The 14,271-nt window shown below is 34.4% G+C and carries 12 protein-coding genes and 2 tRNA genes; 8 read left to right on the top strand and 6 right to left on the bottom strand.

Annotation, left to right across the window (positions count from 1 at the left end):
• Window positions 1–4 precede the first annotated feature (4 nt).
• From ACRRVD_RS00250 to ACRRVD_RS00230, 5 genes are read left to right on the top strand one after another with little or no spacing between them, the layout of a single operon-like run.
• Complete coding sequence (locus ACRRVD_RS00250) at window positions 5–1,249, top strand: sigma-54 interaction domain-containing protein (protein ID WP_432461186.1); 1,245 nt, start codon at window positions 5–7, stop codon at window positions 1,247–1,249.
• On the top strand, window positions 1,236–1,751 hold the full coding sequence (lptE, locus tag ACRRVD_RS00245) for an LPS assembly lipoprotein LptE (protein ID WP_432461185.1): 516 nt from the start codon (window positions 1,236–1,238) through the stop codon (window positions 1,749–1,751). The genes ACRRVD_RS00250 and lptE overlap by 14 nt, the downstream gene beginning before the upstream one ends.
• 18 nt (window positions 1,752–1,769) lie before the next feature.
• Complete coding sequence (locus tag ACRRVD_RS00240; RefSeq protein WP_432461184.1) at window positions 1,770–2,405, top strand: DUF8458 domain-containing protein; 636 nt, start codon at window positions 1,770–1,772, stop codon at window positions 2,403–2,405.
• A 2-nt stretch (window positions 2,406–2,407) separates the two neighbouring features.
• Window positions 2,408–2,788 carry a preprotein translocase subunit SecG gene (gene secG / locus ACRRVD_RS00235; RefSeq protein ID WP_432461183.1) on the top strand — a complete coding sequence of 127 codons (381 nt, stop codon included), beginning with the start codon at window positions 2,408–2,410 and terminating at the stop codon, window positions 2,786–2,788.
• Between the two features lie 60 nt (window positions 2,789–2,848).
• The gene (locus ACRRVD_RS00230) at window positions 2,849–3,463 is read left to right on the top strand and encodes a hypothetical protein (RefSeq protein ID WP_432461182.1); all 615 of its coding nucleotides are present in this window, start codon (window positions 2,849–2,851) and stop codon (window positions 3,461–3,463) included.
• An 18-nt stretch (window positions 3,464–3,481) separates the two neighbouring features.
• Here ACRRVD_RS00230 and ACRRVD_RS00225 read toward each other — a convergent pair whose 3' ends face one another.
• Window positions 3,482–5,542: a hypothetical protein gene (locus ACRRVD_RS00225; RefSeq protein WP_432461181.1), complete on the bottom strand. Its 2,061-nt coding sequence runs from the start codon at window positions 5,540–5,542 to the stop codon at window positions 3,482–3,484.
• Between the two features lie 358 nt (window positions 5,543–5,900).
• On the opposite strand from ACRRVD_RS00225, the gene ACRRVD_RS00220 reads away from it, so the two are divergent.
• From ACRRVD_RS00220 to ACRRVD_RS00210, 3 genes are all read left to right on the top strand, one after another.
• Window positions 5,901–5,972, top strand: a tRNA-Gln gene (locus ACRRVD_RS00220).
• A gap of 39 nt (window positions 5,973–6,011) precedes the next feature.
• Window positions 6,012–7,355, top strand: coding sequence for a ClpP family protease (locus tag ACRRVD_RS00215; protein WP_432461180.1), 1,344 nt, complete (start codon window positions 6,012–6,014; stop codon window positions 7,353–7,355).
• Window positions 7,356–7,690: 335 nt separating this feature from the next.
• The gene (locus ACRRVD_RS00210; protein WP_432461179.1) at window positions 7,691–9,847 is read left to right on the top strand and encodes an HD domain-containing protein; all 2,157 of its coding nucleotides are present in this window, start codon (window positions 7,691–7,693) and stop codon (window positions 9,845–9,847) included.
• A 53-nt stretch (window positions 9,848–9,900) separates the two neighbouring features.
• On the opposite strand, the gene rfbB is transcribed toward ACRRVD_RS00210, so the two are convergent.
• From rfbB to ACRRVD_RS00185, 5 genes are all read right to left on the bottom strand, one after another.
• Window positions 9,901–10,899: a dTDP-glucose 4,6-dehydratase gene (rfbB, locus tag ACRRVD_RS00205; RefSeq protein WP_432461178.1), complete on the bottom strand. Its 999-nt coding sequence runs from the start codon at window positions 10,897–10,899 to the stop codon at window positions 9,901–9,903.
• 138 nt (window positions 10,900–11,037) lie between these two features.
• Window positions 11,038–11,122 (bottom strand) — tRNA-Ser (locus ACRRVD_RS00200).
• Window positions 11,123–11,165: 43 nt separating this feature from the next.
• Window positions 11,166–12,149, bottom strand: a complete 984-nt coding sequence (locus ACRRVD_RS00195; protein ID WP_432461177.1) for an esterase/lipase family protein — start codon at window positions 12,147–12,149, stop codon at window positions 11,166–11,168.
• Between the two features lie 52 nt (window positions 12,150–12,201).
• Window positions 12,202–13,314, bottom strand: a complete 1,113-nt coding sequence (gene dnaN, locus ACRRVD_RS00190) for a DNA polymerase III subunit beta (RefSeq protein ID WP_432461176.1) — start codon at window positions 13,312–13,314, stop codon at window positions 12,202–12,204.
• Between the two features lie 353 nt (window positions 13,315–13,667).
• On the bottom strand, window positions 13,668–14,165 hold the full coding sequence (locus ACRRVD_RS00185; RefSeq protein WP_432461175.1) for a dihydrofolate reductase: 498 nt from the start codon (window positions 14,163–14,165) through the stop codon (window positions 13,668–13,670).
• Window positions 14,166–14,271 lie beyond the last annotated feature (106 nt).

Raw genomic sequence — 14,271 nt, 5'->3', positions numbered from 1 at the left:
GATTATGAAAGAAGATCTTCAATACATCAAGAAACGGTTTAATATTATTGGCAATGCAGCATTGTTGAATAAAGCGGTAGAGGTAGCCATGCAGGTAGCTTCTACTGACTTATCTGTTTTAATTATGGGTGAAAGTGGTACTGGAAAGGAATCTTTTTCAAAAATTATTCATGGACTAAGCCCCTACCGACATGGTAAATTTATAGCTATTAACTGTGGAGCTATTCCAGAAGGCACAATAGACGCTGAACTTTTTGGCCATGAAAAAGGTGCCTTTACCGGTGCATTAGAAAACCGAAAAGGCTATTTTGAAGAAGCCAATGGGGGTACCATCTTTCTAGATGAAATAGGTGAAATGCCTCTGGGTACCCAAACCAGACTTTTACGGGTATTAGAATATGGAGAATATGTAAAAGTAGGTGCCTCTAGTGTACAAAAAACCAAAGTGCGTGTAGTGGCTGCTACCCATGTAGACTTAGTCCATGCCATTCAACAGAGTAAATTTCGAGAAGACTTGTATTACAGACTCAATACCATTCCCATTAACATACCTCCTCTGCGTGAACGAGGTGCAGATATTATACAATTATTTCACAAGTTTTCTAGTGATTTTGCTACTAAGTATCGCACTAAACCGATAGAAATCAGTACAGAAGCAAAAGATATCTTATGTACCTATCCGTTTCCAGGTAATATCCGTCAATTAAAAAATATTGTAGAACAAATGGCACTTCTTGAAGAAGTAGTAATGGTCACACCACAGGTATTGGAAAAGTATTTACCAAAAGTACAAAACCATACCTTACCCGTACTTTATAAAAAATGGAACAATAATGAGCTACTTGAAAAAGAATATATTTACCCTATTTTATTTGATTTGAAAAGAGATATCGCAGAATTAAAAGCGTTACTATTTAATTTGATGGAGTCTGGTACTATAAACTACCCTATTATAAAAGAAGACACACGCCTATTCAGCACCCATAGTGACCCAAAAAATATAGCCAAACAGATCCATCTATTAGAAATAGCACAATCTTTTAAAGAAGATCGCCTAAATTGCATAGGTACATCCCATAAAACAGAAAACCTATCTATTGAAGCCCAAGAGCAGGCTTTAATTCGTAGATCTCTGCAAAAAAACCATGGAAATCGTAAAAATGCAGCGGATGATTTAGGGATTTCTGAAAGAACGCTTTACCGAAAAATTAAACAATATGCGCTTGAAAAGTTCGATGTTAAACCGTAGCCTATACTTTCTCTTTAGCCTATTTTGGCTGCATGGTTGTGGTCTTTTTACTTTCTCAGGGGTTTCACTCCCTGGTGATATACAAACATTTTCTATTCAGGAATTTTATACAGAGACATCAGATGGACCAACAGATTTACCCAAAAAGATTACTGAAGCACTTGAATCAAAAATATTACGCCTAACATCCTTAACCAAACAAGATAAAGATGGTGACATCCAGTACGAAGGGGTGATTAAGTCCTTTTCATATCGTACAGCTTTTAGTACCAAAAGTGAGGATAAAGATAATCCTAAAGAAATACAACGTCTAACCATAACCGTAGAAATTTCTTTCATCAACCCTTCTGATGAAACATCTTCTTTTAATAAAAAATCATTTTCAGCCAGTGCTGATATGCTTTCTACTGAAAATCAGGATGAAAAAGAAAAGCAATTGATTAAAGAAATCTTTCGTCAACTAGTGGATGACATTTGTAACAAATCCATAGATAATTGGTAAACTTTAAACTTTTTTACCATGCAAGTTCAAAAACTATTAAAATTACTGGCGCATCCTGCAACACTTTCGCCAGAAGATATACCCGATTTAGAAGCCCTTATCGAAAGCTACCCGTACTTCTACTTAGCCCATGCATTACTTGCCAAAGCAAGTTATAGACAAGAAAAAGATGTAGAAAAGCATGTGGTTCAGAGGGCTGCTACTTATGCGATTGATCGTACACAGTTGCGCAAATGGTTAGAAAACAAACTTTCTGTACCACCAATAGTCAGAAACGACAACGATAAGGCTATGCAACAAACTGCCGCTACCACTAATAACCATTTAGAAATAATTGCTAAAAAATCACTTAAAAATAGTACAAATAAAAATAGCATTAAGCAGTTCTATGTTATTGATACGATTTTAAATAAAAATTTGCAGTTTGACCCCTTTGTAGAAGTCACACCATTAAAAGAGGAAGGCTGTATAGATCTTTGTGCACAAGACACTACTTTAGATGATCGTTTTGCAACCGAAACATTAGCTAGAATAATGGTCCAACAAAAAAAATATAAACGTGCCATTGAAATTTATAACCATTTAATGGCAAAGCATCCTGAAAAAAAATCGTATATTGAGGATATCATTTCTAGCTTAAAAAATGATCTTTAGCTATGTCTATATTCAATCTACTTACTATATTTATTATTATCGTAGCCATCCTATTGATTGCTGTTATTTTACTGCAAGAACCTAAAGAACGGATCACACCTTCAGGCGGAAGCGCAGCTTCTATACAGCGCATTGGAATCAATCAAAAAGTAGATTTTTTAGAAAAATTTACTTGGGTACTAGTAAGCCTATTGCTTTTTTTAACGCTATTGTCTTCTATTTTTCTCAAAAATGCACCACTATCGAATAAGAGCCCTAATTTAGCTAAAGCACAGAGCGAAGAAGCATTAAATAGCGCCATTTTGCCAAGTGGTACTGATGAAGTAGCTACTACCCATGAAGATCAGCAATCTCGATCCAACACAAGCCACCCCTCGCCTTAGCGCTAATGGTAAGGGTGGGTATTGTTTTTCACAGTAAGAATAGTTATGTACATAAAAGCAATGAAGCTAAAAAAATCCATGCTAGCCTTTTTTTTTCTAGCTTGCACATCCGGAGTATATCCATCAAGTGCTGTTGGGTTGGCTACGGGGCCATCTTTGGGTATAGCTGGATTTTATACTACCCTTAATTTAAAAGAAGAAAATTTAAAAACTACTACAGACAATCTAGCACTGCAGATAGGATGGTTTGCACAGTTAGATCTTTGGCTTTTATATGCTAAACTAGATGGATTGTTTGTATTAGATTGGCATACATTACCGAATAAACCAGATCGTAATTGCTTCAAATATATTCAGGCACCTTTAACAATTGGGATGCCTGTTTTTAATGTATTCCGTCCTCATATTGGTCTTATTTTTCGAATCCCTTTGGGAGAGCTATACAACAATACGGAATTTAAAGGCAATGAGCTTATAGAAAGCTATAAGAAAAAGATCAATGGCTATATATTAGGCATAGGGGTAGCTTTAGGCCATTTTTTAATAGATATTGATTTTGAACTAGGACAATCAAGCCTAATCAAAAATTGTATAAGTTCTGGAGTAGCCGATGGAGATGGAAGTTATAGGTCTAAGCAACTTGCATTAAAAATACATTACAACTTACTAGGCTAATAAAAAATATTAGTCATTCTAACATATACCTTTACAAGCCTGGAGCGCCTGGTTGGCTGCTTCTACTAATTCTTCGACGATGTTTGCATTTAAATACTTCTTTCCAAGTTCAATATCTATTGTAAGTGTTTCTTGGGCCATATGCTTTACTTCTTCTAAAGAAATATAGTCTTTGGCATGACGTAAATCATAAAGTCGTTCAGCAAATTTAATGCAAGGCACAAAGAGTTGTTCTGTGTTGATGACCCGTTTAAGGCGGTTACCTATATAAAGTCCACATGGTTCCATATCTTGACGCTTATTGACAGACATAATATTTTCTACAAAGGAATAAACGTCTATACTATAATTGGCTTTAACATAAGGAAGTGGTAAGCCTGCATAACGTACTAAGCCATAAAGCAAACTAAAATAAACTGGTTTAGGTTGATAAGGTACCCACTTTGCTATTAATTCAGCAATACCTAATGCACGGACATAGAATAATTGTCCTGACGCATGACGCCTAAAACCATAACAACGCCTTATCAATAAAAAAAGTTCATCTAATACATTTGGACGCATATCAGCCAGTGTGCAAAGACTGTTATAAGCCTTCTTTAAAACGACCATAGATGTCTTGAGTTCCCTAGAGCCAATAGAAGTACTTGAAGGTATTATACCAGCAATCATTTTATCCCGCACAGCAGCTACATTACAAGGAAGTACTACAAGCATAGGTTTTTTAGGAGTAGTTGGAAACTGTAAATAACCATAATGGGTACGAACAATCTGCTGTATATTACGCTTTTCTACATTAGTCCATTCTGATTCTTTTTGAACCACACTATGCCAATTGGACTGACTACCTTCCGCAATATTTTGATAACAATTTTTAATTTTAGGTAACGCTTCTTCAGGAATAGCGCCATGACCAATCACTAGTGCTATAGCAGGAAACCACACATCTGTAGTAGATTTGTCTTCAGAAAATCGCGCCACCTCATATTCTAAATAAGTAGTATAGCATTGAATACTTACAAAGCCATTCTTTGAAGTATCTAAACTAGCCATCTTTAGTAGAACAGATGTCAATAAGCAAACCACCTGGTTCGCATCACATATAATTTTCTTAGGCAGTTTATCATCTTTAAACGCTATCATCAACTTCGGAATAGTATGCTCCTTAGATGCCAATTTTAGTGCAACCTCTAGTTTTCGAATTAGTTCATCAAGGCTAACCTTACTTGGTATCAAGATAATATTATTTCTAGATCTAGCTCGTTGCTTTAAAAAAATGTCCCAAATAACAAAATTATTTATAATGAGATTTAAATCTTCTTTATAAATTGGCCTATTGTCTAAATAGGCAATAAATTTTGTTATGTCTTTCATCATCTGATCTATAACAACATGCGCTTCTTGTGGATGATCACGAATGGTTTCTAGATTGGAGTTTAAAGAAAATTCAGTTTGGTTTATTTCCTGTTCTTGAATTTGTTTTTCTTTTAAATAATTTGCACAACCAGTATAATCAGCTAATTTACGTTTTTGATAAACGATAATAAAAAAAAGCATTAAGCTTAAGAAACATATTAAAAAACTAGACGATTTCAATAATAGTAGATCCCTACCTTTACAATATATGGCGTAAACAATCACCAGCAACATAAAGGCTACGAGCCGTCCACTTATACGCAAGGGTAAGATAAATAAAGTTACAACCAAATGGGCTATAGATAAGGCCAATATAGAGGGCAATGAAGTATGGAGTGTCCTCGACCAGAGCCAAAGCACATTTACAGGAAGACAAAAAAGTACACTTAGCAACCAAACGCGCCCCATTTTGACGGATAATCCTTTTTTGTTGGAATTAATAGCATAACCTATGAACGAAAGAGCTGTAACAAATTGAAGTAGATACCAATAGCCAGAACCGACATGTATATAAGTTAATATAGTAGTCAGTATAACGTAACATCCTGTAAATCCTATGATCGCGTCATTTGGCTTAATTTTTATCGATTCTTCTTTCTTAAAAGAAGACTTCAATAATAAAAACATGCATAACAAAATAAAAGGTAGGGTACGAAAAAACATTTTATTTTTTTAGCTATAAAAAAACCATCTAAAACGAAAGCATTATACTAAATTGCTCGGATAATAGAAAAAAAGCTTTGAAAATGCTGAGTTAAATATACAATAAAACTAAAAGCTCTAATACTATGAAACAATCCGATTAGCTAAAGGTTAATTACCAGATTAACATACTAGTTAAAATATTAATTACTGGCCCTTATAATCTACCACTTTTTATTAGCTTATCCAAATTTATTGGGCATAAAAAAGCTATATACCATATAGGAGCCATAAAATAGAAACAATTATAACAAGCGGATACATGTTTACTTTTAAAAAATATATTTCATATATTTGTAGGTGCACATCACACACCTATTGTCCGGTAGTGTAATGGTAACACGTCTGGTTTTGGTCCAGAAGACTCTAGGTTCGAGTCCTAGCCGGACAGCGTTTAAAGCAATTATTTACAAACTCAAAATAACTTAAGATGTTTGGTCTAAATTATAATTGTGGGTTAATAAGATTAGGATTTCCCTTTTTTATATTATTAACGTGCTATAATATAACATTAGCAAATAAGACAAAAAGTAAAAAAAAAGAAGTAAGCGTTGTATACCCTACGATACAAAAAAAAACTAATATAAATGGTGCCGATGCCATTAGCAAAAATAAGTTGCAACATGAGCTAGAAGCAGAGAATGCACTAGACCGGGCGCGCTTAGAAAAGCAACTTTCAACTATTATTGCTCAAATTGAACAACTGCGTCTTAAGAAGGAGCATCAACAGCTAGACAAGGAAATAGAAAATGAAAATGTGCGCAGGGCACATGATAAAGCTATGCTTTTGTTAAATATGGAGCAAGAAAAGCTTACTATTGAGCTAAGATTGGCGCAAGCTAGATGTATGAAGGAAATGCAACCGTATCTAACCCAGTTAACTGAGTTAGATAAAAAAATACAATTAGAAAAGGGGCAAGCGCAGCTGCTGGAAGAGACCAGTCATCGGTTAAAAGCAGAAATAGAGGTTTTAGAAGCGACAAATACACGGGATAAATACATTCAAAAAAAGCCGCTTTACTTGAAAGATCCATTGATCAAGCAAAGCAATACTTTAGTGCTTTCTGATCGATGTATTGAGTTGAATGGTATGATTACACCTTGGAAAGCAAATTATATTGTAGATCAAATTGATTATTTTAATAATCAAAACAAAGAATATCCTATATTTCTTGTTATTGGCGACTCTTCAGGCGGATATGTAACGGCAGGCTGCAATATTTTACAAGCTATAGAGTATAGTAAAGCACCTGTTTACGTAGTCGTAAAATCATTCGCTGCTTCTATGGCAGCTTTGATTACTACACTGGCTACTAAATCTTACGCTTATCCCAATGCTACTATTTTACATCATCAGCCTGCTGGCTTTTTTTATGGTAATCTAAGGGCAACAAAAGAAGCTTATACACAGCTAGATAAAATATGGAAACGTTTAGGGGGAAGAGTAGCTAAAAAAATGGGCATATCTCTTGAAGCATTTAATAAAAAGCTCTATGAAAAATCTATGTATGGAGATTGGAAAGAGTATGGTGACCAGGCCAAAAAGCTTAAATGGGTTGATTATGTAATCCATGGCATCCAAAATAGTGCGATTAGTAGTTTACCTAATTCTGATGACTATACTTTTAAACAATTCATAAAGCGCTATTATAATGCTGATCCAACAAAAGTAATAGAGCCATCTGCAGAAGAGATCGCATACAATAGACTGGCTCTTGACGATGTAAACTATTGCTATAGACCTGATCACAAAGCTGAAATAATGGGTAAATAATAAGTTTTATGGGTATAAATGGTATGGCTATTCAACTAATTTGCCATAACTAAATACTTTTTACAATTTATATATTTTGCCAATGTAAAAACCAAATCTAATAAGCTAAAGCTATAAGCCATCAAATAATCACAATTCCAAATGATATTATTTTCTAGGGGTATATATCGTTTTATTTAAATCATCCTAAGTGCATATAATATTTGAATTGTACTATCATAGCTATCTGTATATTCTTTCTATAGTTTATTTTGTATATTATACTAGTTTCTCTAGTAATTTATTCCACATGCACAATGCCGTTTTATGCATTTTTTCTTATAGCATTATCCTTTTTGCTATTCGTTTTAGTAATTGCTTTCTATTTGCATCTACCTGCTACCTCATTAGAGGAAGATGATTTAGATAACACGCAATTTCTACATGAAATTAAAGCGATTCAACAAGCTATCAAAAGTAAAAAGGCATATATAAAAAATGTATTAAAGTTTATTTCTATAAAAGAAAAATTAGCTAAACTGATACCAAATCATACAGTAATTAGATTTACAGGATGTTATGTTATACTTACCACCCTATTAGATTGCATAAGTGAGAAAACTATTATTTACTGGTATATATTACAGTTTCTTGTAGGTACCGCCCTTGTAACCTATACAATAGCGCGAGAAAGTAAAATACGAGCTTGGAAAATTGGTATATTTTGGGTAATATGCTCTGTTTTTTGTCTTCCTATAAATGTATTATGGCATTGGATAAAGGTGCAAGACCCTCAATTTGCATTAACTTTATCTATAGCACATTTATCCACAGCTTTATTTGTATTGCCCCTTTATATAAGCATAAAGTTAGTAGCTGGTACATTGTGCATAATTTTCTATGAACTGTATAACATAGGTCTAAATAACCTATTGTCAAATGATTCTTTATTATTTCTACTAGGGTTTGGCTTAATAGTTTTTAATATTATCATTTACCATAAGCGCCAAATAACCTCTCATAAAATTTACAACTATTACTTTAAAAACCAGCTAATTCGAGAAGAAAAAAAGCAAGACGAAACCATAAAACCTAATCTAAATGTAAACGCAGAAGCTATTCCTAAAAACACAAAAAAGGTTGGATCTTTTGTAGAAAAAGGCATGCAAGATGCTACCGAACTTATTTCATATTTAGACAATCGACCGTTTTACAAGCAAGACCTTCAAAGCATTATCAACAATTTTGTAACTTTTACTGCTTTTTTAAAGCAACGTGCCAGATATCTAGAGCACATATTATTAACTCCAAATGAAATTGTTATAGATGAATTGATTGCTAAGCTAGAGGCTGTGCTAGAAAGTAAAGCATCACCAACTCCAAAGCTAGCCATAGAAATAAAAAACAATACCATTCCTAAAAAGATCACATGTGATATGAATCATATGATTCAATCATTAGTTCCCATTATTTTACGCACTGCTAACCTAGATAGTTCGAAAAGTGAACGTATAAGAATCCAATTATATACCACTCAATTAAAATATGTGCAAAATAATAGACGAACAGGCACATACCACTCAGAAATGAACTTTCCAGCTATAGCATTGGTAATCAGCAACGCTACTACTCCTTTAATGATGTTGCCCAAAGTTAAAAATCATTATGAAGATATTACAGAAGGTAGAGAGCTTAAGTGGCACAGTAGTCATACAGATGCAGAACGTATACATATCGAAAAACGTATAATAGAACGCGCCATTCGTGCGCACTACGGCTACCTACGCTTTCCGATTGCTAAAAAAAGAGCTATGCTAATGGTAGTGCCTTGTAATGTAGTAAACGTTAGAGATGCAATGATTTCTAATATACGCCCTTTAAATGCGCCAATAACCCAAAAAGAAATTGATCAATCCATAGAAGTGTTTGTTAAATCGTACAATCAAATATTAGAAATATCTGAAGCGCGTAGAGCAGTAATCGATGAAATAGTCCTATTAATAAGGCGATGTTATGGTTTTCAGCGCCATACATCTGGGCAACTATTGTATGTCCGTTCGATAGGCATTGCACAATTGGTTGCAGAATGGATCCGGTTTTATCCAGAACCCATTTATGTTACTTTACTATATGGCTTAGTGCATTATGCAGATTTATCTCTTTCTTATATTAAAGCCAATTATGATCTGAACATATACTCTTTTGTAGAGAGTGTTTTAGCAGTAAATGACCGACAAAGTATGGAGCCATGTGGACTTTATATCAAAAATGCGTTTAAACAAGTAATCAATCGAGAACAACTTTTTATACTTTGTATTAAACTGGCTGAACGGCTTTATGACCTACGACATGCTAAAAGCTATATGTATTTAGATGAATTAAAATGCATGGCTCAAGAAACGCTTACCATAGATATTGAACTAGCAAAGAAATATTTGAATGCTAAAATCGTAGAAGCATTAACAACCGCAGCAGAACAGGCCATAGAGATTTGTGAAGAAAATAATGGGTAGCTACTTTATTATCAAAAATTTTCCTAAAAGGGTACTTTTAATCGGCTCAAATATCAATTTTGTTCAATACAATAGCGGACAAGATCCTGAATGCCTATTTGCAATTGAATGGTTGGTGTCCAACTTAGTGTTTCTTTAATTTTTCTCGCATCAATTGCATAACGTCTATCTTGCCCTATTCTTTCAGAAGTGAAATAAATAAGGGAAGTATAAGATTTTCCATATAATGGTTTCAATTGATCCAGTATTTGGCAAATCATCGAGGCGATTTGAAGATTAGTTTGCTCTTGATGGGCACCAATATTATATGATTGGCCACTTTGCCCTTTATGAAAAAGACAATCAATAGCCCTACAATGGTCTTCCACATGTAGCCAATCTCGAATGCTACTTCCATCTCCGTGCAATGGAATAGATTGCTTTTGTAATGCATTTTTCAATACCATCGGAATCAACTTTTCTGGATGTTGATACCGTCCATAATTATTGGTTGATCGGGTAATAACTGTACGGAGTCCATAAGTATGGTTATAAGACTTTACTAAGCATTCTGCTGCTGCCTTACTAGCACTGTAGGGATTAGTTGGTGCGAGCGTAGCGGCTTCTGTAAACGGTTTATTATGTGGATCTAACGAACCATAAACTTCATCTGTAGAAACATATACAAATAGATGATTGAGGTGTTGTGACTGTCTTGGTGCTTTAAACCAATGGTTATAAGCTGCATGTAACAGTACACCCGTTCCTTCTATATTGGTCTTTATAAAAAGAAAAGGATCGACAATCGATCTATCTACATGTGATTCAGCAGCGAAATGAATCACACCATCAAAGTTAAATTTTTGAAACAACGCTTCAACCAATAAAAAATTGGCAATATCTCCTTCTACAAAATAATAATTTGGTTTTTCTTGAAGTGCAAAAGATCTACGGGCTGCATAGGTCAACTTATCTAGATTAACAATATAATAATTAGGATATTTTTTCAAAAACAATTGAATACAATGTGCACCTATAAAACCAGCTCCACCCGTTATTAATAACTTTTGCATAGATATAGTTGCTTTCAAGGTTACAATACCTACCCCATATAAAACTATGTTTTAAAGAGTATACATGGGAATAAAAATACGATTTATTAGATAAGCGCTACACAAAATAGTAGCGGATCTATATACTTAAGCCAGAAGCGGAGTAGGAGGGATTCGAACCCCCGGTACCTCACGGTACATCCGCTTTCGAAACGGATACCTTCGACCACTCAGACACTACTCCAAAGACTATACGCATAAAGCAATGAAAGGATGTTTTGGCTTATTTACTTAACTATGGTTTTAGCGAATTGTACGACTGCGTGCAAAACAGAAGGATGTTCAAGCATGGCTTTATAGTTTGGAACCGGTATCTCCAAAACATGGGTACTATGAAAGGCATCTTTGATCAAAATTCTTTTGAAATTGCACTTCGTCTTAGGGAGCATATTAAGCGCATGTTGGCTATAAAGGGGAATTTGCATATCATGGTACTGGTGTTTTTTACCCACTACAAAAAAAGTATACATATCATTTAAAGCCTTGAAACGATGGCGTTTTCGCTTGGTTAGCAACGCACTAAAATCAGTCTGCCCACCTCCTATCGCCAGTATAGGAATAGATACATTGGGAAGTGATTTTTTGACCTCATGTAAAAAAGCACTACCCGCTATCAAGTCTTTACCACCAGGAAAAAGACATACTGCCTGATTGTCTTGTACATTTAAGATAAGTTGCTTTTCAAGATCGGTTTTAGAATAACCAAGATCAAGCGAAAGTTTACGTAGGTCATTCAAAACAGGAACTGTTAAATGGTGTGAAAGCATTTCCGCATCTACCCTAGCTCCAGGAACGCCCTCCCACGGAGTAGCTAGGGTAACCAGCCCTTTTATATTAAGGTGTCCATATTTTTTTAGGAAAGCATATGCACGGAGACCACCTTGACTATGACCTATCAGGATGATAGACTTTTGCGCTAAATCTTTTACCTTAGTAGAAAGCTCTTTAAAATTAATTGCACTTTGTTCTTCTATAGAAATGTTTATACTCTTCACACCTTCCACACTGGTCAAAGCCACGACAGAAACAGCAGGAAAAGCTTGTTCAAGTTTCTCTTTCATCGTATTAAAAGAGGCCGCATGACCGCCCAATCCATGAAATAATAGGATCAATGTATTCGACTGATTTTTATCCAAACTTGCTTGAACAAAACTTGGAATAAGTAATAAAAAAAAGAGCAGTGACTGAAATCTATAAAAGATATAAGACATACGTTGATCAAAATTAATTTACAAACGTCAGATTATCGCAATAAAAATAAGTTTAAAAAATAATGGGCATAATCAATAACAGCAAATCCTCTTGTTTATTTTGTGATTTAGGAAATATTAAAACTGCTTTATTAGCTCCCCAGAAAAAGAATTCCACTTCCTCTGTGAGGATACTAGCGAGCATATCTAGTAAAAGCTTCGCATTAAATCCTATTTCTAGCGGCAAGCCTTCATATATACAAATAAGATTTTCTTTTGCTTCATTAGAGAAATCCAAATCCTCTGCTGAAATAGTTAATTCATTACTGGTAAGGGTCAATTTTACTTGATGGGTAGCTTTATTGGCATAAATAACAGCGCGCTTAAGGGCACTTACCAATGCAGGTTTATTTACCATAAGCTTACTGGTATGTTCCTTAGGTATCACGTTCTCATAGTCTGGATATCTTTCATCTACTAATCTAGCTATCACACTAATATTATCGATACTAAATTGGATTTTATGCCGATCAAAAGTAAAGCCTATCTGTTTATCTCTACTACTTATTAGACCATTTAAAAGCATCAATGCCTTTTTGGGTACGATAATTGGACTTTGTGCAGATACGGTCAGATCTTCACGAATATAACGAACCAACCGATGACCATCGGTGGCCACAAAAGTAGCCATAGCCTGCGTGAATTCCATATATACACCTGACATAGCAGGTTTTAATTCATCATTACTAGTTGCAAATATAGTTTTTTGCAAAATATTTTTCAATACATCCACTTCTACGTCTAAAGCTATACCATCCTCTAAAGCAGCTAGTTGGGGAAAATCATTCGCACTCTCTCCTGCCAATTTATACTGCCCATTATCTGATTGAATAGAAACTGTATAAGAATTGGGATTAATTTCTAACTTAATAGGCTGTTCTGGCAGGTTCTTAACCGTATCAAGCAACATACGAGCAGGTATCGCTACGCTTACTTGCGTATCTGATTGAATCGTTAAAGCAGCACTAATAGAAGTCTGCAAATCTGATGCTGTAACAACTAAATGATTATGCGTTATCTGAAAAAGGAAATTTTCTAAGATTGGAACAACTGGATTACGGGTGATAACCCCACTAATGGCCGTGAGCTGCTGCGAAAGCAAAGCTGATGATACCGTGAACTCCATAATTACTTTTTTATTTTTTTTTGATTTAAACATGGGAATCATGCCGTTACCTAAAGACAGCTTTACACAGTTTTAAGCATTTTACCTGTTTGCCCAATGCCCAAATCCACGTGGATATCTAAAATTATAGAGTAAGCTTCTACTTCTGTATTTCAGAAATATTATTATAATAATGACTTAACTAGATTAAACTTTAAACCTATGCAATTTAACAAAAAAACTTAAAAAGTTGCATTTTTGGTTATTTAATAGCAAGTTCACTTTATTTTTTTATGTAAAAAGGCACATCCCATTCCATTAAGGAAAATGGACGTTTAACTTAATCCATATTACTCATATAAAAAAATAAAGATTTATTGTATCCCTGTCTTTTCTAATAGAATAAATTCATAATCATAAGGGTTTTTATGATCTGCTTTAAAAGAACCGATGATACGTTCAACCCATTCTTCCCCTATCAAAGGAAAATAGGTATCTCCTGATACCATTAGATGGATTTTTGTTAGGTAAATTTTATGGGCTAAAGGTAAAGTTTGTTCGTAAATTTTCCCTCCTCCAATAACAAATAATTCCGACGCGCCTTCCCCTTTTGCCAAGCTTATCCCCTCCTCAATACTGCGTACTACATGATAACCCGAAACAGACCGATCCATTTTTGTACTAACTACTATACTAATCCGACCAGGTAAAATACGACCAATAGAACGAAAAGTATAGCTACCCATTAGCAAATGATGTCCTAATGTTTTTTTTTTAAACTCTTTTAAATCAGCAGGAAGATACCAAGGCAGTCTATTTTGCTTGCCAATAACCCTATTTAAAGACATCGCGACAATAATAGATACAATCATAAGCGTATTACAAATAAATATATTTCAATAAAAAAAGGATTTATTTTGACTTATTCAAGAAACACTACTATATTTGTGTAGAAATAGACTGTATGCAATAATAATT

Origin of the sequence: Candidatus Cardinium hertigii, assembly GCF_050864915.1 — a bacterium.
Lineage (GTDB): Bacteria > Bacteroidota > Bacteroidia > Cytophagales > Amoebophilaceae > Cardinium > Cardinium hertigii_D.
The sequence above is the reverse complement of the archived record's forward strand: the minus strand, read 5'-3'. Positions and strand labels throughout refer to the sequence as shown.